At 45.8% G+C, this 23,108-nt stretch carries 28 protein-coding genes; 11 read left to right on the top strand and 17 right to left on the bottom strand.

What is annotated here, in order from left to right; translation table 11 throughout:
• Window positions 1-54: 54 nt before the first annotated feature.
• The 7 genes from ACXAD8_RS19545 (at window position 55) to ACXAD8_RS19515 (ending at window position 4,553) form a co-directional block, all read left to right on the top strand.
• The gene (locus tag ACXAD8_RS19545) at window positions 55-1,845 is read left to right on the top strand and encodes a penicillin-binding protein activator (RefSeq protein ID WP_475231646.1); all 1,791 of its coding nucleotides are present in this window, start codon (window positions 55-57) and stop codon (window positions 1,843-1,845) included.
• Window positions 1,838-2,194 (top strand): YraN family protein, encoded by a 357-nt coding sequence (locus ACXAD8_RS19540; protein ID WP_475233030.1) that lies wholly within the window; start codon window positions 1,838-1,840, stop codon window positions 2,192-2,194. Before ACXAD8_RS19545 ends, ACXAD8_RS19540 begins: the two co-directional genes overlap by 8 nt.
• 14 nt (window positions 2,195-2,208) lie before the next feature.
• A complete protein-coding gene (locus tag ACXAD8_RS19535) occupies window positions 2,209-2,802 on the top strand; it encodes a phosphoheptose isomerase (protein WP_475231644.1) in 594 nt (197 codons plus the stop codon).
• A gap of 21 nt (window positions 2,803-2,823) precedes the next feature.
• Window positions 2,824-3,390, top strand: a complete 567-nt coding sequence (locus ACXAD8_RS19530; protein ID WP_475231642.1) for a BON domain-containing protein — start codon at window positions 2,824-2,826, stop codon at window positions 3,388-3,390.
• Between the two features lie 330 nt (window positions 3,391-3,720).
• On the top strand, window positions 3,721-3,951 hold the full coding sequence (locus ACXAD8_RS19525; protein WP_475231640.1) for a type II toxin-antitoxin system CcdA family antitoxin: 231 nt from the start codon (window positions 3,721-3,723) through the stop codon (window positions 3,949-3,951).
• Window positions 3,944-4,240, top strand: a complete 297-nt coding sequence (locus ACXAD8_RS19520; RefSeq protein WP_475231639.1) for a CcdB family protein — start codon at window positions 3,944-3,946, stop codon at window positions 4,238-4,240. The genes ACXAD8_RS19525 and ACXAD8_RS19520 overlap by 8 nt, the downstream gene beginning before the upstream one ends.
• A 157-nt stretch (window positions 4,241-4,397) precedes the next feature.
• A complete protein-coding gene (locus tag ACXAD8_RS19515; RefSeq protein ID WP_475231637.1) occupies window positions 4,398-4,553 on the top strand; it encodes a hypothetical protein in 156 nt (51 codons plus the stop codon).
• A gap of 174 nt (window positions 4,554-4,727) precedes the next feature.
• Here the strand turns inward: ACXAD8_RS19515 and ACXAD8_RS19510 are convergent, their stop codons facing one another.
• Window positions 4,728-5,597: a helix-turn-helix domain-containing protein gene (locus ACXAD8_RS19510; protein WP_475231635.1), complete on the bottom strand. Its 870-nt coding sequence runs from the start codon at window positions 5,595-5,597 to the stop codon at window positions 4,728-4,730.
• Window positions 5,598-5,783: 186 nt separating this feature from the next.
• Here ACXAD8_RS19510 and ACXAD8_RS19505 point away from each other — a divergent pair, with 186 nt between their 5' ends.
• Entirely contained in the window at window positions 5,784-7,982 is a 2,199-nt protein-coding gene (locus ACXAD8_RS19505; protein ID WP_475231634.1) for a TonB-dependent receptor, read from the top strand.
• A gap of 335 nt (window positions 7,983-8,317) precedes the next feature.
• Here ACXAD8_RS19505 and ACXAD8_RS19500 read toward each other — a convergent pair whose 3' ends face one another.
• The 9 genes from ACXAD8_RS19500 to zapE form a co-directional block, all read right to left on the bottom strand.
• Window positions 8,318-8,665 carry a hypothetical protein gene (locus ACXAD8_RS19500; protein WP_475231633.1) on the bottom strand — a complete coding sequence of 116 codons (348 nt, stop codon included), beginning with the start codon at window positions 8,663-8,665 and terminating at the stop codon, window positions 8,318-8,320.
• A 57-nt stretch (window positions 8,666-8,722) separates the two neighbouring features.
• Window positions 8,723-9,172, bottom strand: a complete 450-nt coding sequence (locus ACXAD8_RS19495) for a ClpXP protease specificity-enhancing factor (RefSeq protein WP_475231631.1) — start codon at window positions 9,170-9,172, stop codon at window positions 8,723-8,725.
• 27 nt (window positions 9,173-9,199) lie between these two features.
• The gene (sspA, locus tag ACXAD8_RS19490; protein WP_475231630.1) at window positions 9,200-9,832 is read right to left on the bottom strand and encodes a stringent starvation protein SspA; all 633 of its coding nucleotides are present in this window, start codon (window positions 9,830-9,832) and stop codon (window positions 9,200-9,202) included.
• Window positions 9,833-9,970: 138 nt separating this feature from the next.
• Window positions 9,971-10,717, bottom strand: a complete 747-nt coding sequence (locus ACXAD8_RS19485) for a cytochrome c1 (protein ID WP_475231628.1) — start codon at window positions 10,715-10,717, stop codon at window positions 9,971-9,973.
• On the bottom strand, window positions 10,717-11,985 hold the full coding sequence (locus ACXAD8_RS19480; protein ID WP_475231626.1) for a cytochrome b: 1,269 nt from the start codon (window positions 11,983-11,985) through the stop codon (window positions 10,717-10,719). The genes ACXAD8_RS19485 and ACXAD8_RS19480 overlap by 1 nt, the downstream gene beginning before the upstream one ends.
• A gap of 1 nt (window position 11,986) precedes the next feature.
• Window positions 11,987-12,580 (bottom strand): ubiquinol-cytochrome c reductase iron-sulfur subunit, encoded by a 594-nt coding sequence (gene petA, locus ACXAD8_RS19475; RefSeq protein ID WP_475231625.1) that lies wholly within the window; start codon window positions 12,578-12,580, stop codon window positions 11,987-11,989.
• 272 nt (window positions 12,581-12,852) lie between these two features.
• Entirely contained in the window at window positions 12,853-13,245 is a 393-nt protein-coding gene (rpsI, locus tag ACXAD8_RS19470) for a 30S ribosomal protein S9 (protein ID WP_229528133.1), read from the bottom strand.
• Window positions 13,246-13,257: 12 nt separating this feature from the next.
• The gene (rplM, locus tag ACXAD8_RS19465; RefSeq protein WP_475231623.1) at window positions 13,258-13,686 is read right to left on the bottom strand and encodes a 50S ribosomal protein L13; all 429 of its coding nucleotides are present in this window, start codon (window positions 13,684-13,686) and stop codon (window positions 13,258-13,260) included.
• 260 nt (window positions 13,687-13,946) lie between these two features.
• Complete coding sequence (gene zapE, locus ACXAD8_RS19460; RefSeq protein ID WP_475233029.1) at window positions 13,947-15,044, bottom strand: cell division protein ZapE; 1,098 nt, start codon at window positions 15,042-15,044, stop codon at window positions 13,947-13,949.
• Between the two features lie 207 nt (window positions 15,045-15,251).
• On the opposite strand from zapE, the gene ACXAD8_RS19455 reads away from it, so the two are divergent.
• The 3 genes from ACXAD8_RS19455 to ACXAD8_RS19445 all read left to right on the top strand — a co-directional run bounded on the left by ACXAD8_RS19455 (window position 15,252) and on the right by ACXAD8_RS19445 (window position 18,325).
• Entirely contained in the window at window positions 15,252-15,683 is a 432-nt protein-coding gene (locus tag ACXAD8_RS19455) for a ZapG family protein (protein ID WP_475231621.1), read from the top strand.
• A gap of 73 nt (window positions 15,684-15,756) precedes the next feature.
• On the top strand, window positions 15,757-17,130 hold the full coding sequence (locus ACXAD8_RS19450) for a DegQ family serine endoprotease (RefSeq protein WP_475231619.1): 1,374 nt from the start codon (window positions 15,757-15,759) through the stop codon (window positions 17,128-17,130).
• Window positions 17,131-17,239: 109 nt separating this feature from the next.
• Entirely contained in the window at window positions 17,240-18,325 is a 1,086-nt protein-coding gene (locus ACXAD8_RS19445; protein WP_475231617.1) for a trypsin-like peptidase domain-containing protein, read from the top strand.
• A gap of 48 nt (window positions 18,326-18,373) precedes the next feature.
• Here the strand turns inward: ACXAD8_RS19445 and murA are convergent, their stop codons facing one another.
• Genes murA through ACXAD8_RS19410 form a run of 7 tightly spaced genes read right to left on the bottom strand, consistent with a single transcriptional unit; the run spans window position 18,374 to window position 22,977 of the window.
• Window positions 18,374-19,636 carry a UDP-N-acetylglucosamine 1-carboxyvinyltransferase gene (murA, locus tag ACXAD8_RS19440; RefSeq protein WP_475231615.1) on the bottom strand — a complete coding sequence of 421 codons (1,263 nt, stop codon included), beginning with the start codon at window positions 19,634-19,636 and terminating at the stop codon, window positions 18,374-18,376.
• Window positions 19,637-19,678: 42 nt separating this feature from the next.
• Entirely contained in the window at window positions 19,679-19,942 is a 264-nt protein-coding gene (locus ACXAD8_RS19435; RefSeq protein ID WP_475231613.1) for a BolA family protein, read from the bottom strand.
• Window positions 19,943-19,959: 17 nt separating this feature from the next.
• Complete coding sequence (locus ACXAD8_RS19430) at window positions 19,960-20,271, bottom strand: STAS domain-containing protein (protein ID WP_475231611.1); 312 nt, start codon at window positions 20,269-20,271, stop codon at window positions 19,960-19,962.
• Window positions 20,264-20,890 (bottom strand): phospholipid-binding protein MlaC, encoded by a 627-nt coding sequence (gene mlaC, locus ACXAD8_RS19425; RefSeq protein WP_475231610.1) that lies wholly within the window; start codon window positions 20,888-20,890, stop codon window positions 20,264-20,266. Before mlaC ends, ACXAD8_RS19430 begins: the two co-directional genes overlap by 8 nt.
• Window positions 20,891-20,923: 33 nt before the next feature.
• Window positions 20,924-21,391, bottom strand: a complete 468-nt coding sequence (mlaD, locus tag ACXAD8_RS19420; protein WP_475231608.1) for an outer membrane lipid asymmetry maintenance protein MlaD — start codon at window positions 21,389-21,391, stop codon at window positions 20,924-20,926.
• A gap of 10 nt (window positions 21,392-21,401) precedes the next feature.
• Complete coding sequence (mlaE, locus tag ACXAD8_RS19415; protein ID WP_475231607.1) at window positions 21,402-22,181, bottom strand: lipid asymmetry maintenance ABC transporter permease subunit MlaE; 780 nt, start codon at window positions 22,179-22,181, stop codon at window positions 21,402-21,404.
• Between the two features lies 1 nt (window position 22,182).
• A complete protein-coding gene (locus ACXAD8_RS19410; protein WP_475231606.1) occupies window positions 22,183-22,977 on the bottom strand; it encodes an ATP-binding cassette domain-containing protein in 795 nt (264 codons plus the stop codon).
• Window positions 22,978-23,108 lie beyond the last annotated feature (131 nt).

Raw genomic sequence — 23,108 nt, 5'->3', positions numbered from 1 at the left:
GTTGTGATTCTCAAAGGTGCATTTTAAACTATTCGCTTTATTTTGTGGTTATCTATGTTGCAAAACAAATTATTGAGTTATCTGATTCTGCTATTGCTGTTAACCGGTTGTGGCAGCACACCAGAGAAAACCACATCGGTAAAGCGAAGTCCGATCCAGTCAATTTCCAGTGACACCTCCCGGTCACCGGAAGATTTACTAGCTCTTGCCCAGCAATCTGACTCTCCAGAACCCTATTTAATTGAGTTGGTTTCCAATGTTGCTGAAAGTAATTGCGCTAAAGCCATTGATATCGCTGAACTGGTGGCAGAACAACAGCAACTGTCCAGCGAACAACAACAGCAACTCAGCCTGATCCGGACTCAGTGTTATATGCAACTCAATAATTTTGTTGCGGCGGAAAGCCTGTTGCTCAACCTTGCGGATGACCCTCGTTGGATGCAACCCAAACACGAAATGCTACATCAACTGTTTATTACTTCCGGTAGATGGTGGCAAGCGGCCAACTCTCTGGCGATAAGTTCAGAATCCGGACGTGCAACTGAACTCGAAATCTGGGCAATATTGCAAAAGCTGTCAGACCAGGAAGTGGAAACCTACCTGAAGGAAATAAGTCGTCTTAATCCGCTATTGCAGTTGCTGTCCATTCAAAGACAGTTAACTCAGGCTGATGGCAAAGTGGACGCTCAGCTTTCTGCCTGGCAAAACCGATTTCGCAATCACCCGTTTGCCAGTGAGCTTCCGGATAATCTGGCGCAGGCAATAGGGCATCCTAAAACCAGTTTTCAGAAGGTTTTGGTATTACTGCCATTGTCGGGCCAAAGACAAGCGCAGGGCGAAGCCATCAAAGAAGGTATCCTGGCCGCTAATTATTCATCGAACTATACAGAGCGGGATCTGGACTTTGTGGACACCCAAATGTGGTCTGACAGCGCACCTCCCACGTTAGATTTCACAGGGTATGATTTGGTAATTGGTCCACTGCTCAAAGAAAACATTGACCTGATTCAGCCTCTGATACCGGATGGCTTGCCGGTGTTGTTTTTAAATCGAACCGAAAACGCCTATAAACAGGCAGAGCAATATTACTACTCTCTCGCGCCTGAAGACGAGGCGGTACAAATCGCTCAAAGTCTGCGTGCAAGAGGTATTCAACAGCCAATGTTAATTGCGGCGGAAAACACCACATATCAGCGCATGAAAATAGCCTTCATTGAAGAATGGCAAAAGTACAACGGCAAAACGCCGGTGACGCTTAACTTTGCCGATAACAACGACGTCAGAAAAGGGGTGAATGACATCCTGGCGCTAACCGATAGTAAAGCGCGCGTGGCTCAAATCAGCAATCTGCTGCGTCCCGAACTACATACCTTTGAGCGCAATCGCCGTGATATCGACGCCATAATTATTTTGGCAAACACAACCCAAACAGAATTAATTAATCCATTGATTGAGGCCAGTATTAGCCCTTTCGCGGAGATCATCCCGGTTTATGCCACTTCCAGAAGTTTCAGCCGTAACCTGAGCAATAATGACCTTCGGGATTTACGCAATCTATATTTTATTGAGATGCCCTGGATGCTGGGAGAGCCTCAGTATGCCTGGTTGCAAAAACACACTGACAAACTGTGGCCGGGGCGTCGGGATGCGCTGCAGCGACTATTTGCCATGGGTTATGACGCCTTTAATATGGCGCCCTATTTACCCTTGTTAGCACAACTGGAAAATCAGTCATGGCAAGGCCTCACGGGCAAAATTACCCTTAATCATCTCAACCAAACGGAAAGACAAATCTCGGCCGCTCAATTCACAGAACAGGAAGTCATAATACTTGAAAGTGATTAGTGGCCTGAAAGCTCGCCTCAATGGAATACGAGCGGAAAAAGCAGCCCGGCGTTACCTGATTAAGCAAGGGTTAACGTTTTGCGAGGCAAACTACCATTGTAAATGGGGAGAAATTGATCTTATTTTCCGGCAAGGTGAGCAACTGGTCTTCGTTGAGGTAAAATCCAGAGCCTCCAGCGAGTTCGGCACGGCAGAAGAGCAGTATACCCGAAGCAAGCAAAAGAAATTACATAAGTCTGTTTTGCACTGGCTTACCAATGAAGGGTTAAATCCTGAAATCACCAATTTTAGAATGGATTTGGTGGCAATTAATGACGACGTGATAAATTGGTACCAATGCGTCGAATAAACGAGAAATAAGCAATGATCGAACAAATTAAAGCAAACTTCACAGAATCTATTCAAACTAAAATTGCAGCAGCTGAAACACTTCCCGAAGTGATCCTGACTGCCGGCGGTATATTAGTGCAGGCACTGATGAACGGTAACAAAATACTGTCCTGTGGTAACGGTGGTTCCGCTGGCGATGCCCAGCACTTTTCTTCAGAGCTGTTAAACCGTTACGAACGCGACCGCCCCAGCCTGCCAGCAATGGCGCTGACTACCGACCCCTCCACCATCACTTCGATTGCCAATGATTACAGTTACGACGAAGTCTTTTCCAAACAGGTGCGGGCATTAGGTCAACCTGGGGATATTCTGCTAGCCATATCAACCAGCGGCAACTCGCGCAACGTCATCAAAGCCATGGAAGCGGCGGTTAGCAGAGACATGAAAATCATCGCCTTAACCGGTAAAGACGGTGGTGAAATGGCCGGTTTACTGGGTGCCAATGATGTAGAGATCCGTGTCCCATCCAATCGCACCGCGCGAATCCAGGAGGTTCACTTGTTAGTTATCCATAACCTGTGCGAAGTGATCGACGATAGTCTGTTTCCAGCTCATCACGACGAATAAATATAAATAAAGGGGCGTTTAATGAAGAAACTTTTGTTACTGCTAGGTTCTGTTTGGTTGTTGTCTGGCTGCGCTGCCGTGTTAGTTGGGGGAGCTGCAGTAAGTACCATTACTGTCAATGAAGATCCCAGATCACTGGGCGCGCAAATTGATGACACCACCTATGCCACAAAAATCAGAAGCGCCCTTTCCAACACGCCGGCCATTGAAAAAAATGCCAATGTTAATGTGCATGTATACAACGGCGCGGTGCTGCTGACTGGCCAGGCACAAAACAGCAATATCAAAGCCGAAGCAGAGCGAGTGGCTGCCGCCACAGCTGATGTAGTAACCGTCCACAACCAAATCCGAATAGCCAACTCAACAGCGGTTTCCACTCAGGCTCACGACGTCTGGCTGTCATCTAAAGTCAGAACCAATTTACTGGCCAACAAAGAAGTCAACTCACTTAAAATCGATGTGATAGTAGAAGATTCTGAAGTCTTTTTAATGGGAATTGTCAGCGAAGCAGAAGCCCAAAAAGCCATTGAAGTGGTCAGAAACATCAGTGGTGTCAGCAAAGTTTTCAGTGTTTTTGAAATTAATTGATAACGGCCGATTCATTAATTCCATAGAAATGAATTCCACTTTAATGCCGGACTGCTAACTTTTGTCGCCTTGTAGGTCGGGTTTCAACCCGACGACGGTGTTTTGAATTTAAACCTCTTGTCGGTTTGTAGGTCGGGTTTCAACCCGACGACGATGGTTAAATTTAGATCTTTTGTCGGACTGAAGTCCAGACCTACAAAATTGAGGATCGTCTATCTGAAAAATCGCATCAGATCACGGAACTTTACAGTACGCACCAAGCGCCCACTTGCCATGCGCATTTATTACGCGCATAATTTATATTAAGTTTGTCAATTTTGGTATATCCCTGTGCGGCAAAAAATCTCTTGTAATACCACTATCAATCGTAACCTTTTAAATGAAGCCAAAAGTCTTGATATTAAACTTTCAGAAGTCTTTGAGAATGCGCTGTCGCTAGCCGTAGCCAAAAAACGAAAAGAAAAATGGCTGGCGGAGAACTCTGACGCAATCACTCAACACAATGAGGAAATTAAAAAGTCAGGTACATTTTCAGAAATGATTGGGCAGTTAGATGATTGAGCAATTTACAGTCTGTTCTTATTCATCTTCACTTGTAGTTATACTCACAAACACTGTTTTCAATGACGTTGAAAGCATCTTAATTGCCCCAATAAAATCTTCACAAAGCAGACGCCTGGTCAAGGATTTACAAATACCTTGTAGGATAGATAATCAAGATTACTTTGTTGATTTGTTGGATATTGCAACAGTATCGAAGCGTTTTCTCAAGACCCGTGAAAATACAGATCTTTCTCACCTTAGAAATTCCATCAAAGCAGGTATAGACCTCTTAATTGATGGGTTTTAGCTAACCAGTGTCAGCACTCCCATGCACGGAGAATCCTGCAGGTCGGGTTTCAACCCTAAGGCTCCCCATAAATATTTGAATTGAACCTGGCAGGCGTCTCTCTGAGCAGGTAATCTAATTTCGCCAAAAACTAACAACCAAACCCCAAAGAGACGCCATGCCACTAGTATCTGATTTAATTTCTTTTGATTTAACGTCTATCGATGCTAGGGTGCAAAAGTCTTTTGCACTGGCCTCAAACGCAATTGAGGAAGGTGTTACTGTCAGTCTGACCGCTATCGGGCGTACAAATTTAAAATGGGTGTCACCGTAATTCCTACCGTAATTCCTTTATGAGCTTCATCGTAAATTTCTCCATTCACCAGGGTTGAAGACTAACGTCTATCAAAACTGGTGGTATTTATAAGATTCGCCATATTTAACATCGTTACAGGTTCACCACCGATATAAAAAGTAGTCGAAAGATAGCATCAGCGCATCTCGCACGTTAGCAAAACTGGTCACTAAAGTCCGCCTGATTTGCTTGTTTCCATTGCGAAGGTGAGCAACCAACAAGTCGCTTGAATGCAGATGAAAATTTACTGGGGTTGTTGTAACCAACAGACATAGAAACATCGGTAACACTAACGCCCGCCAAAAGCTTTTTCTTAGCCTCGTTCATACGCCGCTTAAGTACATATTTTGACGTTGTATCACCAGTAACGGCTTTTAACGCCCGCCCCAGTTGTCCGGTATTCAGTCCAAGATGGTTGGCCAAGTCAGTGGAATCAAACGCTTGTTCCAATCGGTTATCAATGAACTGGTTTATTTTTTCTAGCTGCAATGAACTTAGTTTATAAAAGTTTGATTTATAACTTCTATTCTCAGTAACTTTCACCAACCTGTTTAAAAGTATCGTCACACCCTCAATAATAAACTTTTGATCAGCACCATACTGTTCAGCACAATGCCAGAGCGCGATAAGTACCGATGAAATGATTGGATCTTCCACCACTCTGGATAGATACTTTCTGATGGGTAATAACGTCGATAGCTGCGGAATATGCTCAGTGCTGCCATCGACCTTAATAGCGATGCCAATCATATCAACTTCCGGTGAACGAAAAGGGGCATCTTCATGCGGCGCAGTGATAAGTATAGTACCCCGCTTCCATTGCCATTCACGATGACCAAATTGCACCCTGCCTCCCGCGGACATACAAAGCCCAATTTTTAGGTACACACCAGCATCTACATTTCCACTTACAGCTGGGAGCACAGAGCGCATTAGAATTACGCTTTGGTCGTTATTACTGACGACTGAACGGGACGCATATTCCTGGGTGAGGCTGTCAATAATCTCGCTACCTGTCACCATATCCTCTCCTCTAAAAGAGTAATGTTATAACACAATATTAAATCAAAAATGGAGCTTTTCGTGATTTTGGAGCGGTAGAATTAAGGAGAGTTCATACACTTCATCCCCTTGAAAAATTAGTCTTTTGAAAGTCTCAAAAATGATAGATGTGTTTTGGAAGACGAGCGCTGTTTTGGAGTCATATTCATGAACATTCACAAACCTGTGAATCTACTTATAGCCCCTATTACTGCTGGGTTAATTTTAATACCTTTTAGTGGGTTAACTTTTGCAAATCAAGAAGGCACACAAGAATCTTCGATTGAACGCATTACAGTGCAAGGATCGAAGCGCAATACAGATCTGATGGAATCAGACCTTTCAATAACCGTGATTGGTGCCGAACTCATCGACCAGGCTCGTCTTCGGGATTTTAGTCGAATAGACGACCTTGCCCCCAATGTACAGTTCAATGAGGCTGGGCAACGTGGCAGTATTTACATTACGATACGTGGGGTCGAGTCCAATCCATTTATTGTAAATAGAGCTGCCGTATACATAGACGGTATCCCATTTCGAGAACTCAACAACTCAGTGCTCAATCAAATTGAGTCCATCGAAGTGCTTCGAGGGCCACAAGGTACGCTTTACGGTGCCAATTCCGAGTCTGGATTGATCATTGTAAACACTAAACAGCCCACCGAACATATTGAACGAAACTTCAGACTAACAGCAAAGCAATATCCATCGGGTCATGGTTATGAAAGCTCAGGATTTGTGTCTGGTACATTAATGGAAGACACTCTAACAGGCTCATTGGCATTTAGCAGTGCATATGAAGACGCCTACGTTGAGAACCTGGCAAGCTCTACCAGCGACAGTGGCCACGTACGCGATAATTTTCTTCAAGGCCGTTTAACGTGGCAGCCAACAGACAAAATCTCCGTTAAGACTACGACTTATTATCTGGACTCAGACGCTCCTGGCATATTCGATCAACAATACGCACCTCTAAATGTAGAACTGTACAACCAATTCTATGCTGATTTTTTTAACGGAGGAGTTAAGTTAGACGACTGGTCAATACTTGAAGATGCACCTAAATACACCACTGAAGAAGAGCTTGTTGCAGGTGTGAGTGCGAATTACCAGCTAAACCGAGGTACTATTGATTTTGCCGCGTCGTACAGAACCCTTGAAGAGGACGCTAAAGGACTGGATTTTGACCTAACTGCTATGCCTGTTGTTTCTGGACGTGAAATTAAAAGTCGAAGCTTTAAAAACATGGAGCTGCGCTATACATCCCCGAGTAGCGACACCTTCGACTACATTATAGGAGTCGCTTACTATGCAGAGTCTGAAGACAATACCAAAGCGACATTTATTGGAACAGGAAATCTCGACAGTTACCTATCTGCACCGGTCCAATACAAAGATGGCGAAGACTCAAGTATTTTTGGGTCATTGAATTGGTACTTGTCACCTAAGTTTAAGTTAGGTGCAGGGCTGAGGTACGACAACGCAAAACGAAATGCCGTACAGACCGCAGGTGAACTAGATCTGGGTTTAGGAATAGTAACAACATATCAAGACGCCGATTTATCGAAATCTTTCGATGCATGGTTACCAAGACTATCCGTGTTGTATCAAATTCATGAAAACTTCTCAGTACATGCTTCTGTTTCCAAAGGCTATATCCCTGGCGGCTTCAACCTCACAGCGGTACAAGAAGGTGTTGTTGATGACAGCGTACTTACCTACGATAGCGAAACATTGGTCAGCCAGGAAATAGGCTTCAAGTGGCAAGCAAATAACAACAAACTTCGCATGTCGGGTGCGATTTTTAATATAAATTCAGATAACTGGCAAGAAATTCAGATTGCCACAGACGCCTACGGTCGCCCTATTAGCTCTGACTACATAAGTTCGAATGCTTCAATTAAAAGCCGAGGTATTGAATTTGAGATGAGCTGGCACCCAATTGATCCGTTTTCAATTAACGCTCATCTAGGCGTAGTTGACGCAGAGTACGACAACCTTCAACTAACCGAATCACTAAACGTAAAGGGACAATCCATTCAATTTGTACCTGACTACGATGCTGGAATATCAATACATTACGAATGGGACAACAACCTATATGCGCGTGCTGAAGTAGGTTTTATTGGCGAAACCGCACTAAGGTCGCGAGGGGACGCAATTCAAGATGCCGTAACCACGCTTAACATGCAATTGGGTTACGACAATGGAAAGTACGCCATTCGGCTATTTGGTGAAAACCTCACCAACGAACGTCGCGCTAGTGGTCTCGCTATTGAAAACTTAGCTTTTGGCTCCGACGGGCTCTTTTACGGCCCACTTGATGCACCTCGAGTTGTTGGCATTGAGGCAGAAGTTTGGCTTTGATACTCTGAGGATTAGTGGTGGCTTTCTGTATGTAACACCATATATGGCCTGTCTATATGTAGCCAGGCCAACAGAAAAGTCGCGCTCAAATGCTTATCTAAAATCCCCCTGAGACCTAAAAGCTATGTCAATTGCAATGGCTTTGAATTTTTTAACTGTGGTGACAAGTAACTCATTAACCACCGTCAAAAGGCACTTTGACAGGGCAAGATGGTACAGCAAGCCAGGGTCCAAACGCCTGCTGTTGACTGATTCTGACGTTAATATTCATTGTTAATAATGACTTTGAGCAGCAGTGAGTTTGAGTTTTCTAACAGCCGATGTGACAAATAAAACTAAAACAACATCGTGATAGCCCGCACACTCAACCACAACAACACCGCGCAGGTAAGAATAAATAACAACTCCAGTAGCCAGACCATCCCTGTTACCAGTTTAAGCTTTAGCTTCTGCCAGAATGTCTCAGGCTGACTAGCGCCTTGCAGGAAGCGATGTCCACTGAGAGTAAAACTAAGGGATGCGCACCAGGCGAATAACATAACAAGAGGTAATAGCCAGGTTTCAAGATCGCTGTTGCCGATTATGAGGATATAGAGCACAGTAACTAAGGCCAACACCGCAATAACCGAGAATACCGCCTGTAGCGGCAACAGGGCCATTAAAAAGCGCCTTATGCTTGACATTGCAGTCTCCGATAACTGTCGCGCAAAAACAAAAGGCGCCCGAGGCGCCTTTAGCAATTATTTAACCACTTTCAAAGTGGGACGACCCCTTGGTGGTTTTGGCGGATCGTCATCATTGTTATCATCCGATCCGGCATCTTTAAGTTCAGACTTTACCGTCTCCAACTCAGTGTCTGCAGTTTCAGTCTGACCGTGTTTCTCTTCTCTTGGAAACATAGTACCGGCGCCATTCTCTCTGGCATAGATGGCCAGTACAGCGCTTGCAGGCACCACCAGATGTCTTGGTACTCCAGCAAACCTGGCATCAAACTCAATATCCACCTCACCAATCAGCAAATTACCGCAGGCAGACGGAGAAACATTGAGTACGATTTGGCCATCTTTGACATAGTCTTCAGGCACTATCACTCCGTTAAAGGTAGCATCAACTACCAAATGTGGAGTAAGTTTGTTATCCACTATCCATTCGTAATAAGCTCGAATCAGATAGGGTCGATTTGATGTCATATTCACTGTCGCTTTACCATTTAACCATTACAGAGGATTGTGAATTTCACGTTCCTGATCGGTCAAAGATGCTTTAAATGACTCACGTTCGAAAACACGGTTCATGTAGTTTTTCACTTCACGGCTGCCGTTGCCATTCAGCTCAATACCCAGAGCAGGTAAACGCCATAACAACGGTGCCAGGTAGCAATCTACCAGGCTGAACTCTTCACTCATGAAATAAGGCTGCTCAGCGAACAGCGGCGCCAATGCCAGAATTGACTCACGCAATTCGTTGCGGTGGGCCTGCACGTCGCCTTCGGCTTTCATGATTTTTTCTGCCACTGTGTACCAGTCATTTTCGATGCGGTGCATCATCAGACGGCTTTGACCACGAGAAACAGGGTAAACCGGCATCAATGGCGGGTGAGGAAAACGCTCATCCAGATATTCCATAATGATATGCGCAGTGTACAACACCAATTCTCTGTCGATGAGGGTCGGCACAGTACCATAGGGGTTCAGTTGCAATAAATCTTCCGGCAGATTGTTGGGATCTGCATAATTAATCTCAACTGCGACACCTTTCTCAGCAAGCACGATACGCACCTGATGACTGTAAATATCCAGGGTGTCCGAAAACAACGTCATAATAGAACGTTTGTTAGTGGCTACCGCCATTCATTATCCTCCACAAAACTCAATCTGTTCACTGCCCATCTCTTTAAGAGGCCAGTATTGCGAGACGCTAACTCTCAAAACTAAACACAAAAAGGGGCAGCGTTGCCCCTTTTTTATTTTACACGATTTGAAGCAAGATTAATGCACTTCTCTCCAATAATCTTTCTTCAACAGGTAAACAAATACGAACAGTACCAAAATAAATACCAGTACCCATTTACCAATAGCTTTGCGCTCAAGCTGCATAGGTTCCCCGGTGTATACCAGGAAGTTAACCAGGTCCAGCATTGCGGCATCGTATTCAGACGGGCTTAACTCGCCAGTACCATCACTTTTGATGCCAACATAGCGGTCCACCATTTCACCATCAACCATGCGTTTTTCGGTGGTTTTAGAAGGTGTACCTTGTAACTCTTGCAGTACGTGCGGCATACCTACTTCTGGGAACACCATGTTGTTAACACCGAACGGGCGGCTTTCATCAACATAGAAAGTTCTCAGGTATGTGTACAGCCAGTCCGCACCACGTACACGGGCAACCAGCGTTAAATCTGGAGGTGGCGCACCAAACCATTTAGCTGCCGAGTCAGTTGGCATTGCAGAACTGATGTAATCAGAAACCTTCTCACCGGTAAACTGCAGATATTCTTCACCTAACTCTTCAGGAATGCCCAAATCGTTAAAGGTGCGTTGATAACGTTGATACTGCATTTGGTGACAACCCAGGCAGTAGTTCATGAATAACTTGGCACCATTTTGCAATGAGGCTTTGTCAGTTAAATCATAGTCTGCATGATCAAGCGGGTAATTGCTGCCAGCAGCAAATACCATTGATGGAACAGCAATCAGCGCAGCAATAAGGGTATTTTTTATTTGCTTAATCATTATTTCGTCACCCTTTCTGGTAATGGCTTGGTGTCTTCATTTTTACTGTATAACCACAGCAAACCAAAGAAACCAAAGTACATTACAGTCGCAATTTGCGAAGCAGTAATCTTCCAGTTTTCCTGTGGCGTACCGCCCAGATAGCCAAGGAAGATAAAGACAATCGCGAACACAATCAGATTCCATTTGTGCATACCACAACGGTAGCGCCATGAGCGCACTTTACCGCGGTCAATCCAGGGCAATAGAACCAGCATGATAATGGCTGCGAACATAGCAATTACACCCAGCAACTTATCAGGTACAGCTTTCAAAATGGCGTAGAAAGGCGTGAAGTACCAAACCGGGAAGATATGCTCAGGCGTCTTCAGCGGGTTAGCAATTTCAAAGTTTGGATGCTCAAGGAAGTAACCGCCCATATCAGGATTAAAGAACATGACATAACTAAAGGCCGCCAGGAAGAAACAGAAGGCCACCATGTCTTTCAATACGATATGTGGGAAGAATGGAATCACATCCTTAGTATAATCATAGCGATTAGTGTAGTACTCATGGATGGTAAAGTCGGTTTTCTCTTCTTCTGCTAAGCTGCCTTTTGGCTTCTTAACGTCGATGCCATCTGGGTTGTTCGAGCCCACTTCGTGCAATGCCACAATGTGCAGGAATACCAGAATAACGATTACCAGAGGTAAGGCGATAACGTGCAGGGCGAAGAATCGATTTAGCGTGGCACCAGAGATAACGTAATCCCCCTGGATCCATATCACCAAATCAGGGCCAATTACCGGAATAGCACCAAACAAGGATACGATAACCTGAGCACCCCAGTATGACATCTGACCCCAAGGCAATACATAACCCATGAAGGCTTCAGCCATCAATGCCAGATAGATAAACATACCGAACAGCCAGATCAGCTCTCGCGGTTTCTGATAGGAGCCATAAATCATGCCACGGAACATGTGCATGTAAACCACGACGAAGAACGCCGAAGCACCCGTGGAGTGCATATAGCGCAACATCCAACCGTAGTCGACTTCACGCATGATATATTCAACAGAAGCAAAGGCGCGTTCTGCAGAAGGTTCGAAGTTCATGGTTAACCAGATACCAGTTACGATCTGGTTAACTAAAACGATAGTGGCCAGGAAACCGAACACATACCAAAAATTCATATTTTTGGGTGCCGGATATTGGATCGCGTGCATGTTTGCCACGCGCATCATTGGGATTCGATATTCAATCCAGTCGAGTAGATTCTTAAACATCTTACGCTGCCTCCGCTTCTGAACCGATTAATACCCGGTTGTCATCCAGGAACTGGTAAGGCGGAACCATAAGGTTTGATGGCGCTGGTACGCTCTGGAATACTCGGCCAGCCATATCAAACTTAGAGCCATGGCAGGGACAAAAGAAACCTTCCGGAACACCTTCAACGTACTCTGCAAAGGCACCATCTTTAAGATGCTGTGGAGAACAACCCAGGTGAGTACAGACACCTACCAACACCAGATACTCTTCTTTCAATGAGCGGTGTCTGTTTTTGGCAAATTCAGGTTGTTGTTCAACTTCTGAGTTCGGATCTCTTAACTGATCTTCATGCCCCGCCAACGCATCCAAAACCTCTTGTGTGCGACGTACGATCCACACGGGTTTTGAACGCCACTCAACTCGCATAAGTTGGCCGGGTTCAAGTTTACTGATGTCTACTTCCACATCGGCACCGGCGGCTTTCGCGCGGGCGCTCGGATTCCAGGAAGCAATAAAAGGAACGGCTGCTCCGACTGCACCAACACCACCTACCACACAGGTAGACACTGTCAGAAATCGACGCCGGCCATTATCTACGGGCGCATTGCTCATCCACTTTACTCCAGAGGTCGGATTTAGTGAGTTATTGTTTTAATGCCAGATATTTGTAAGTAAATATAAAGCTTTTCCAAGTCGGCCAAAATGATAAAAGAAAAACCACACTTAACACAAGGAATTCATGGTCAAAACAACGAATTAGTCACGATTGACAGGCTTTTAACCAGTTTATGAAGAGATATCGATTGGCCGTACACAAAGATTAGTGTAGCAATAAAAACGAAAAACCCGACATAAAGTCGGGTTTTTGACAAAAAGCGAAATAATTAACGCTTGGAGAATTGTGGACGCTTACGTGCTTTATGCAGACCCACTTTCTTACGTTCAACGCGACGAGCGTCACGAGTAACGAAGCCAGCTTTGCGCAATGCAGGACGTAAAGTTTCGTCGAATTCCATTAGTGCACGAGTGATGCCGTGACGGATAGCGCCAGCCTGACCACTAATACCGCCACCTTTTACAGTAACGTACAGGTCAAACTTGTCGCTCATTTCAACCAGCTCAAGCGGCTGACGAACAACCATGCGCGCAGTTTCACGACCAAAGAACTCATCTAGTGGACGCTTGTTAACTACGATGTTGCCAGTGCCCGCACGTAAAAATACACGTGCAGTAGAGCTTTTACGACGTCCAGTACCATAATATTGATTTACAGCCATTATCTATGCTCCTTAAATATCTAACACTGTAGGTTGTTGAGCAACATGATTATGCTCAGCACCAGCGTAAACTTTCAATTTACGGAACATTGCACGACCCAAAGGACCTTTGGGCAGCATGCCTTTAACCGCTTTTTCTAAAATCATTTCTGGCTTGTGTGCCTGTAACTTAGAGAAGTTAGTCTCTTTCAGGCCACCTGGATAACCAGTATGCGCGTAGTACATCTTGTTCTGAGCTTTGTTACCAGTAACGGTCAGCTTTTCAACGTTAACAACAACGATGTAATCGCCAGTATCCATGTGAGGAGTATACTCTGGCTTATGCTTTCCACGCAGACGGTGAGCAATCTCAGTTGCTAAACGTCCTAAAGTTTTGTCTGTGGCGTCTACCACGAACCACTCACGTTTGATTGTGCTTGGTGTTGCTACAAAAGTTTTCATTAATCTTTACCCAAAAAGATTTGATTCAAAAAATCTGTTACCTCAAATCGGATAACAGTCGCCATTTATATTGAACGAAAAACCCCTTCGAGTCGGTTCAATCTCGGCACTTTCCCTGGCGCCATTAACGGGCAGGGCGCGAATTATACAGATTTTAATCATAAAAGCACGTTTAAATTTTAAGCTTTTTAGCAGGTTGGACTGCTGTCTAACAAAAATGCTAAGTCGCAACGCCGTTGTCTGACTGAAGTCAGGCAACATCAAGGCAAATGTTCAGTGGCCAGATAATCATGGGACTGCATTTCCTTTAACCGGCTGATGCAACGCTTAAACTCAAAAGAAAGCTGCCCTTCGGTATAGAGTTCATCGATTGCTACATCTGCCGAAATAATCAGCTTAACATTGCGCTCATAAAACTCATCCACCATGGCAATAAAACGACGGGCGATATCATCCACCTGTTGATTCATCTGGGTAACACTAGCCAGTAAAACCGAATGATAACAACGACTGATTTCCATGTAATCGGTCTGACTGCGAGGCCCTCCACACAAAACGGAAAATTCGAACATCACTACGCCATCGGCATTGCGCACCGCCTGAACCTGCCTTCCGGCAATATTCAATAGCGCGTCATTTTCACATGATTCCGGAGCCAGCTGGCCAAAGTAGCGATGCAAATTTTTGTCGGCATCGCTATCCAGCGGGTAGTGATAAATTTCCGCCTGCTCCAGGGTACGCAAGCGGTAATCAATGCCGCTATCGACATTCACAATACGGGTATTTTGTTCAATTAAGTCGATGGCGGGCAAAAATCGAGCCCGTTGTAAACCGTTGCGATACAGGCCCTTAGGTTCAATATTGGAGGTAGCCACCAAAACAATGCCCTGCGCAAACAATTCTTCCATCAGGGTACCTAAAATCATGGCATCGGTAATATCTGAGACAAAGAACTCATCAAAACAAATGATGTCGGTTTCATCGGCAAACTGTTTGGCAACAATTTTGAGGGGGTCAGATTTTCCTGCCAGGGTTTTAAGTTCACTGTGCACACGATGCATAAAACGGTGAAAATGCACCCGCATTTTGCGCTCCCCCGGCAAACAATCATAGAAAGTATCCACCAGATAGGTTTTTCCGCGTCCAACGCCGCCCCAGAAATAAATCCCCTGAGTCGTGGGCTTTTTCATCCCTTTCCCAAAAGCCGCTTTAATTTTTACCCGCCAGGTTTTCTTTTGCTTTGGATGAGTTAACTCATCATATAAACGTTGCAGCTCTTTCACTGCATTTTCCTGCGCCGAATCGTATTGGAAATCTGCTGACTCCAGATCGCGTTGATACTTTTGCCACGGCGTCATATGCAACATGTTACGACAATCCTGTTTAGTTGATTCAGTTTAAAAACGCCTGATTATATGCGCTTACAATTAAAAAATGCACACTAACGCACAATTTATATGCGGTTGGCAGAAGTCAGTCTTGTTGAACGCGCCGTGCAGCCGCATAATTACGCGGAAATTTGAAAATTTGTGTTATGCTCAAATGAGTTGTTAACGAGGTGTATTATGGATTGGTTAATCGGAATCGTATTGTTAGTTGCCGGTATCGGCATTGGCATCTTTGTGGGTAAGACATTGTTTGAGCCTAAGCGCCCATCAGCAAACGAAGAAGCAAAAGAAAAGTCAGAAAAACAGTTGATTGCAGAGCAAGCCAACATTCATATCTCCGAAACCCAATCGGCTTTGGGGAAAATTCAGGAGCAGTGTGCTGTTCTGGCTGAGCAATTAAATCACTATCAACTGATAATTGATGAAACCACAACAGATAAAGAGCTGAATCAGCTGGAGTACTTTCATCAGCAAGCGACCTTGCACTTGAAAACGCAGAAGAAAGAACCCAAAAAAGAACGCAACACAGATTACCAACCTCTGGACTATTCAGAAGGGCAATCTGGCCTGTTCGCGGGTGACGCAAAAAAACATTCTGAAACATCTTAATCACAGGGGTTCAGGAACTTAGGCGCGTCGCTCATGTCTTTATGAGAGTTATATCATCGGAGAAAATGAAACAATGAAAATGCGCATTTGGTCCGCCTGGACTCGAATCATCTGCCTAAGTTTAGTCGTGGGACTGTCTTCAGCCAGCCAAGCCGCCCTACCCTTTCTGGGTGGCGATGATGAAGTACCAACGCTGGCACCCATGTTGGAAAGAACCACCCCGGCTGTAGTCAGCATTTCCGTGGAAGGCACACAAAAGATACGCCAACGGGTTCCTGACCTGTTCCGCTATTTTTACGGCCCTAACTCCCCCAGAGAACAGGTACAAGAAAAGCCTTTTACCGGCCTTGGCAGTGGCGTCATCATCGATGCTGAAAACGGCTACATTGTGACTAATGCTCACGTGGTGGACAATGCCGATGAAATTACCGTGCTACTCAGTGATGGTCGCGAACTGGAAGCCAAAAAGCTGGGTGAAGATAAAGATTCAGACATTGCCCTGCTAAAAGTTGAGGCAGACAAACTGGTAGACATAAAACTAGCGGACTCAGACGAATTGCGTGTTGGTGACTTTGTCGTGGCGATTGGTAACCCATTCGGCATCGGTCAGACAGTCACTTCCGGCATCGTCAGCGCCCTGAGCCGATCTTCTGCTTTGGGTATCAACGCCCTGGAAAACTATATTCAAACTGACGCCGCGATTAACCGAGGTAACTCTGGTGGCGCGCTGGTAAACCTGAAGGGACAACTGGTGGGCATTAACACTGCCATAGTAGCTCCTACGGGCGGCAACGTGGGCATTGGTTTTGCCATCCCCAGTAATATGATGAAAAGCTTAGTCGACCAACTGATCCAGTTCGGTGAAGTGCGTCGAGGCCTGCTCGGTATCACAGGTGGTAACGTAGACTCTGGTCTGGCGGAAGCCATGGACTTGAGTGTCAGCAAAGGTGCTTATGTCAGTCAGGTTTCACCTGATTCAGCAGCTGATAAAGGCGGACTTAAAGCGGGTGACGTTATCGTCTCACTGAACGGTCGCCCCGTATCCAGCTTCAGTGAATTAAGAGCCAAAATCGCAACCTTAGGTGCAGGCGCCAAAGTTGAAATTGGCGTAATTCGCGAAGGCAAAGAACTGGATGTCACCGTTACCCTGGATGACTCAACCGAATCTGATGTAGCCGCTCAGGATATCCACCCAGCCTTCCAGGGAGCCACCTTTGCCGATGGCACCACAGAAGACGGCGAAGCCGGTGTCGAAGTGACTGAAGTCGAGCCTCGCTCATATGCTAATCGTTTGGGACTAGAGCAAGGCGATATTATTGTTGGTATTAACCGCAATCGCATCACCAACGTGGCTGAACTGCGCCGCTACCTCAACGATTTTGAACGAGGTGTGCTGGCACTGAATGTGCGTCGCGGTGATTCATCCTTGTATGTAGTTATTCGCTAACATTTGCTCCTCAAAATGAGCAGTGCCCCGGCACTGCTCAAGCACATCCTTTGTTGATTCAAACTGAATCAATGCTATCCTAAGCCCCGCTACAATCGCGGGGGTTAGCTTGAAAAACTCAATTATCTTTATCATTAAATCCATTTTGTTGGGCGTTGCCGTTTCAGTCATTTTATTATTGCTGATCCCTCAGTTACGCAATGGCAACCAGCTCCAGATGAGTACGATTTTCCCCGGCGATATGCCTAAGAAAGTCAGCTTTGCTGAAGCCATTAATCGTTCCGCCCCGGCGGTTGTAAATATCTACAGCCAAAAGACCATTCGACGCTCAGCTCTGTTTCGCAACAATGAAGTCGAGCGAACCTCATTGGGTTCGGGTGTGATCATGAGTGATAACGGCTACATCCTTACCTGTCTACACGTAATCGCGGGGGCAGACTCCATAGAGGTCATCGTTGCTGAACAAAACCGAATTTACGAAGCTCAGGTGATTGGTTCTGACCCTTTGACCGATTTAGCGGTGTTAAAAATCAATGCCAACAATCTTCCGGTTATTCCGCAATTGGAAGATAGCAACAAAACTCAAGTGGGTGATCTGGTTTTAGCTATTGGCAACCCCTACAACCTGGGACAGACCATCACACAGGGCATAATCAGTGCCACAGGTCGCTCGGAAGTGAGCCAGTTGGGCATCGCCAGCCACAGAAACTTTATCCAAATGGACGCCACCTTAAATCAGGGCAATTCGGGTGGCGCACTGGTAGATAGCAATGGTTATTTGGTGGGCATTAACAACGCCAACTATAAGATTTTAGAAGGCGGTCAGCCTAAAGACGTACCAGGCGTATTTTTCGCAGTACCTTCGCAAATGGCGCAAAAAGTAATGCAGGATATCATCAGCAAAGGCCGGGTTATTCGCGGTTATGCGGGCTTACAAGGCAGCGACCATGAAATCGCCGGCGTGATCATTACCGGCGTAGAAAACCGCAGTCCGGCATCAAGAGCCGGAATTCAGGTAAGTGATGTACTGATCAGTGTTAACGGAGCAACCATTAACAGTGCCATTGAAGTGCAGTCCATTGTGGCCAATACTTTACCAGGTACTACCCTGGATTTCGAAGTTAAGCGCGGTGGCGAGACTATCGTTTTACCCGTTGTAGTAGGCGATTTAGATACGGTTTTACGCGCAGGCTAGAGCCATAGAAATAACAAGGCACCCGAAGGTGCCTGTATAAAAAATCCTTTAGCTAATGCGACTAATATCGGCGCCTAAGCCCCGGAGCTTTTTCTCAATCTTCTCGTAACCTCTGTCGAGGTGGTAAATCCGGTCGACAATCGTTTCACCGGTGGCAGCAGTCAGGCCAGCAATGATCAGACTCGCAGACGCTCTGAGGTCGGTAGCCATTACCTGAGCACCACTTAACACCGAATTGCCCTTAGTAATGGCACTGTGTCCTTCCAGCGTGATATCAGCGCCCATACGTTGTAATTCAGGGACGTGCATAAAGCGGTTTTCAAAAATGGTTTCACTGACCGTACCCGTGCCTTCTGCAACGGCATTTAAAGCAACAAACTGGGCCTGCATATCGGTTGGAAACCCCGGGTGCGGTGCAGTGGTAATTTGCACGCTTTTAGGTTGCTTACCCTGCATATCCAGACTGATCCAGTCTTCTCCCGTTTCGATTATGGCACCTGTCTTACTCAATTTGCGCAGCACTACTTCCAGACTATCTGGCGCAGCGTTTTTGCAAAGAACTCTGCCTCGGGTTGCAGCAGCAGCCACCAGAAAAGTACCGGTTTCGATGCGGTCCGGCAGTACGCTGTGCTGGCAACCATCGAGACTGGCTACCCCTTTTATATGGATAGTCGCTGAGCCTGCGCCGCTGATCTGTGCCCCCATGGCTTGCAGACACATTGCCAAATCGGTAATTTCGGGTTCGCGAGCCGCGTTTTCAATAACCGTTTCCCCTTCTGCAAGGGTGGCAGCCATCATCAGGTTTTCGGTTGCGCCAACACTGACTTTATCCATCACTATATGCGCCCCTTTCAGTCGCCCATCGACTGTAGCCCGGATATAACCGTTCGCCACGTCGATCTTGGCTCCCATTTGCTCTAACCCTTCCAGGTGCAAATTAACTGGCCTGGCACCTATTGCACAGCCACCCGGCAAGGATACGTTGGCTTCACCAAAACGCGCCACCATGGGCCCCAACACCAGAATAGAGGCCCGCATGGTTTTTACCAGATCATAGGACGCTGTCAGATTGTCTACCGACGCTGCATTGATATGGACTGCACCATCTTCCGCTCTGAATGCATCGGCTCCCAATTGCTGCAACAACGCCAGGCTGGTATTCACATCTCTCAGATAAGGCACATTATTGAAAGTGCAGCGCTCGGTAGTCAGCAAGCTGGCCAGTAAGATCGGCAGTGCCGCATTCTTGGCTCCGGAAATGGTAACCGTGCCAGATAAAGGCTGGCCACCTTTGATGAGTAATTTGTCCATGAATGATCCGGTGAGAAAGGGTAAACAGAAGTGACTGAAGCTTTAGTTCATGTCAGGAAACAGTAACTTTTTGTCCTTTTGCCATTGTGCTTCAGTAAATGTTTTCATGGTAAGAGCATGCAGTTCACCACTGGAAATATGGCTCTGTAGCGGCCCGTAGATCATTTGTTGCTTTTTGATACGGCTTACACCTTCAAAGCAATCACCTACGGCAATCACCTGGAAATGAGAACCATCACCGTCCACCTTCACAAAACTCAGTGGTAGATTTTCTTTCAATATGACTTCTATTTGTTGTGGATCCATCTTGTAACCTGTCAGATTTATTCGATTTCAAGCAGTTTATCAGCATCGCTGAGTTTACTCAGCTTTTTTAAAGAATCGGGAACATTGATTAGTTGCAGCGCTTTGCCCGACTTCTTCAACCCGGCTTTAAAATTAACGAGCCAGGCCAAACCGGCAGTATCATTATTGCCGGCATCAGCCAAATCAAACTTGACCAATTCACCGAACTGCTTTTGATACTGCTGTGCCTGTTTATCTACGCATGGCACAGACTCGATGGTCAGACTGCCATCAGGCTTGAGGCAGTCAGCATCGAAACTTAAATTTATCTTGTTGACTGACTTAAGCATCTTTTTCCAACGTGATTTTTTGCGCGTTCTTTTCCTGCATGATAGCAATCACTTTTTCGATGCCTTCTTGTCGCAGAATGGATTCAAATTCGCTGCGCTTACTGGACAACACGCTTATCCCTTCTGCCACCATATCGTAGGCTTTCCACTCTTTGGTTTTGCTGTTCTTGCGTACCTTAAAAGCGATTTTGATGTCTGGGCGTTCGGTATCTTTAATAATCGCTCGTACCGTGACAGCTTTTTTACCGTCAAAATCTTTTTCCGGCTCAAAAATCACGTCCTGATCTTCATACTGCGCCAACGCCACCGCGTAAGTGGCAATCAGGTATTTGCGAAACTCTTCAAAAAAAGTAGGAATTTGTTCACGCGGTACTGATTTAAAGTGTTTGCCTAACACTTTAGCCCCGGCAAATTTGTAATCTATGTAGGGTAACAACTCTTCTTCTACCACTATTTTTAATAGATCCGGGTCTTGCTGAATCGTGGCTTGCTCGGCTTTTATCCGCGAAAAAGTTTTAGTGGCCACTTCCTGCAATATCTTATAGGGGTTTTCGTCGGCCATAGCGCTAACAGAAAAAACCGAAAGAAACAGCAACCATCCCAACTTTTTAAACCACATCTTTGTATCCTCAAATATCATTTTAAACTTCTATTATTCGTCATTTCTGCTGAACAGGAACTGACCGATCAAATCTTCCAGTACCAACGCAGACTTAGTGTCTTCAATAAAATCACCGGGTTTCAGGGTATCGACACCATCAAAAGAAAAGCCCGGTTGAAAACCGACGTACTGTTCACCCAATAACCCGGAAGTTAAAATCGAAACCGAACTGGTATCAGGAAAATCACCGAACTCCTGGCTGATAACCAGTCTGACCACGGGTGTAAAGTCATCTTTATCCAGAGATATACTGTCTACACGACCAATAATTACGCCGCCCACTTTCACGGCAGAACGCTCTTTTAGTCCACCAATATTGTCAAATTTCGCGAACAACTCATAGGTTTCCCCTGAGCCTTGCATCCCTTGATCCGCGACTTTAAGCGCCAACATCAAAAATGCGGCCACCGCCAGCGACACAAACAGGCCTACGCCAATTTCCATTTTACGAGAATTCATTTATGAGCTCCTAATCAGTTCCGAACATAACGGCGGTTAAAACAAAATCCAGTCCCAGTACAGCCAGCGACGAGTGCACCACAGTTTGTGTTGTGGCCTTACTGATCCCTTCTGAAGTTGGAATAGAATCGTAACCGTTAAATACCGCTATCCAGGTAACAACAACAGCGAACACCACACTCTTGATGACACCATTCATAATATCTTCGTTTAAATCTACAGCGGATTGCATGATGGACCAGTAACTACCAGCATCCACACCTAACCAGTCCACCCCTACCAGGTGACCACCTAATATGCCTATTGCACTAAAAATAATGGCCAGCATGGGCATAGTAAGAATGCCGGCCCACAGCCTGGGGGCAATTACCTGACGCAGTGGATCCACGGCCATCATTTCCAGGCTGCTGAGCTGCTCGGTGGCTTTCATGAGTCCAATTTCCGCCGTGAGTGCCGAACCAGCCCGGCCAGCGAAAAGCAGCGCGGTCACCACCGGTCCCAATTCTCGCAACAGAGACAAAGCCACCATCGGCCCCAGGCTCTCTTCAGCACCGTAATTAACTAATACCGTATAGCCCTGCAGCCCCATTACCATGCCGATAAACAAACCGGATACCAAAATAATGAGCAATGACTGCACACCAACCACATACATTTGCTTAAGGGTCAGTGGGATAGATTTCATTGGTCTTGGACGAGCAACTATTGCTCCCCAAAACATCACAGACGCGCGTCCCACTTTGGATATTCCATCTATGGTGTTGCGTCCGGTCCTTGCAAAGAACTCCATATTAACTCCCTAACAAAGCCGTACTTAAATCGTTGACCGGATAGTGAAATGGCACCGGGCCGTCCGCTTCACCACGCAAAAACTGCTGAACTAATGCAGAATCTGAATTCTTAATTTGCTCTGGTGTCCCTTCGCCTATCACCTGTTTTTCGGCAATAATGTAAATGTAATCAGCGATAGTAAGTACTTCCGTTACATCGTGAGTAACAACAATACTGGTGAGATTCAGCGCGTCGTTTAAATCTTTGATTAACTTCACCAACACCCCCATAGAAATGGGATCCTGACCAGCAAACGGCTCATCGTACATAATCAATCTCGGATCCAGCGCAATTGCCCGCGCCAGTGCAGCCCTTCTGGCCATCCCGCCGGACAACTCACTAGGCAACAGCTTTTCAGCCCCGCGCAAACCTACCGCCTGTAATTTTAATAGCACTAAGGTTCTGATGACGTCTTCTGATAAATGGGTGTGCTCTCTTAAAGGAAAAGCTACATTGTCGAAAACCGACATTTCGGTAAACAACGCACCACTTTGAAATAACATACTCATATCGCGTCGACAGGCATACAGCTGCGCCCGATTCATAGACGGGATAGACTTGCCATCAAATAACACATCACCACTATCAGGCTTGAGCTGACCACCGATTAAACGCAGCATGGTGGTTTTACCGATTCCGCTGGGGCCCATAATCGCCGTGGTTTTCCCCTCGGGTATCGACATGCTGATATCGTGATAAATCGTGCGATCACCACGACTGAAAGTCAGATTTTTAATTTCTACCAGATTTTTCATAGTGTGCTGTTCAGAGCGCCGCTCAATTCCTTATCACGATCCGTCCACGGAATACTTTTTTAGATTATACTGCAATTTCGAGCCTTATTGTGTCAGTAGGCTGTAAAGCTGTATGTATCAGTGTGTAACAA

The organism is Planctobacterium sp. AWH2_060 (assembly GCF_056158425.1).
This window is presented reverse-complemented; position numbering and strand designations above follow the sequence as displayed.

Excerpts from the sequence above, each read along its gene's own strand:
- ACXAD8_RS19545 (WP_475231646.1), top strand. The coding sequence starts at position 55 with ATGTTGCAAAACAAATTATTGAGTTATCTGATTCTGCTATTGCTGTTA.
- ACXAD8_RS19535 (WP_475231644.1), top strand. The coding sequence starts at position 2,209 with ATGATCGAACAAATTAAAGCAAACTTCACAGAATCTATTCAAACTAAA.
- ACXAD8_RS19530 (WP_475231642.1), top strand. The coding sequence starts at position 2,824 with ATGAAGAAACTTTTGTTACTGCTAGGTTCTGTTTGGTTGTTGTCTGGC.
- ACXAD8_RS19520 (WP_475231639.1), top strand. The coding sequence starts at position 3,944 with ATGATTGAGCAATTTACAGTCTGTTCTTATTCATCTTCACTTGTAGTT.
- ACXAD8_RS19515 (WP_475231637.1), top strand. The coding sequence starts at position 4,398 with ATGCCACTAGTATCTGATTTAATTTCTTTTGATTTAACGTCTATCGAT.
- ACXAD8_RS19510 (WP_475231635.1), bottom strand. The coding sequence starts at position 5,597 with ATGGTGACAGGTAGCGAGATTATTGACAGCCTCACCCAGGAATATGCG.
- ACXAD8_RS19505 (WP_475231634.1), top strand. The coding sequence starts at position 5,784 with ATGAACATTCACAAACCTGTGAATCTACTTATAGCCCCTATTACTGCT.
- ACXAD8_RS19500 (WP_475231633.1), bottom strand. The coding sequence starts at position 8,665 with ATGTCAAGCATAAGGCGCTTTTTAATGGCCCTGTTGCCGCTACAGGCG.
- ACXAD8_RS19495 (WP_475231631.1), bottom strand. The coding sequence starts at position 9,172 with ATGACATCAAATCGACCCTATCTGATTCGAGCTTATTACGAATGGATA.
- sspA (WP_475231630.1), bottom strand. The coding sequence starts at position 9,832 with ATGGCGGTAGCCACTAACAAACGTTCTATTATGACGTTGTTTTCGGAC.
- ACXAD8_RS19485 (WP_475231628.1), bottom strand. The coding sequence starts at position 10,717 with ATGATTAAGCAAATAAAAAATACCCTTATTGCTGCGCTGATTGCTGTT.
- ACXAD8_RS19480 (WP_475231626.1), bottom strand. The coding sequence starts at position 11,985 with ATGTTTAAGAATCTACTCGACTGGATTGAATATCGAATCCCAATGATG.
- petA (WP_475231625.1), bottom strand. The coding sequence starts at position 12,580 with ATGAGCAATGCGCCCGTAGATAATGGCCGGCGTCGATTTCTGACAGTG.
- rpsI (WP_229528133.1), bottom strand. The coding sequence starts at position 13,245 with ATGGCTGTAAATCAATATTATGGTACTGGACGTCGTAAAAGCTCTACT.
- rplM (WP_475231623.1), bottom strand. The coding sequence starts at position 13,686 with ATGAAAACTTTTGTAGCAACACCAAGCACAATCAAACGTGAGTGGTTC.
- zapE (WP_475233029.1), bottom strand. The coding sequence starts at position 15,044 with ATGACGCCGTGGCAAAAGTATCAACGCGATCTGGAGTCAGCAGATTTC.
- ACXAD8_RS19455 (WP_475231621.1), top strand. The coding sequence starts at position 15,252 with ATGGATTGGTTAATCGGAATCGTATTGTTAGTTGCCGGTATCGGCATT.
- ACXAD8_RS19450 (WP_475231619.1), top strand. The coding sequence starts at position 15,757 with ATGAAAATGCGCATTTGGTCCGCCTGGACTCGAATCATCTGCCTAAGT.
- murA (WP_475231615.1), bottom strand. The coding sequence starts at position 19,636 with ATGGACAAATTACTCATCAAAGGTGGCCAGCCTTTATCTGGCACGGTT.
- ACXAD8_RS19435 (WP_475231613.1), bottom strand. The coding sequence starts at position 19,942 with ATGGATCCACAACAAATAGAAGTCATATTGAAAGAAAATCTACCACTG.
- ACXAD8_RS19430 (WP_475231611.1), bottom strand. The coding sequence starts at position 20,271 with ATGCTTAAGTCAGTCAACAAGATAAATTTAAGTTTCGATGCTGACTGC.
- mlaC (WP_475231610.1), bottom strand. The coding sequence starts at position 20,890 with ATGTGGTTTAAAAAGTTGGGATGGTTGCTGTTTCTTTCGGTTTTTTCT.
- mlaD (WP_475231608.1), bottom strand. The coding sequence starts at position 21,391 with ATGAATTCTCGTAAAATGGAAATTGGCGTAGGCCTGTTTGTGTCGCTG.
- mlaE (WP_475231607.1), bottom strand. The coding sequence starts at position 22,181 with ATGGAGTTCTTTGCAAGGACCGGACGCAACACCATAGATGGAATATCC.
- ACXAD8_RS19410 (WP_475231606.1), bottom strand. The coding sequence starts at position 22,977 with ATGAAAAATCTGGTAGAAATTAAAAATCTGACTTTCAGTCGTGGTGAT.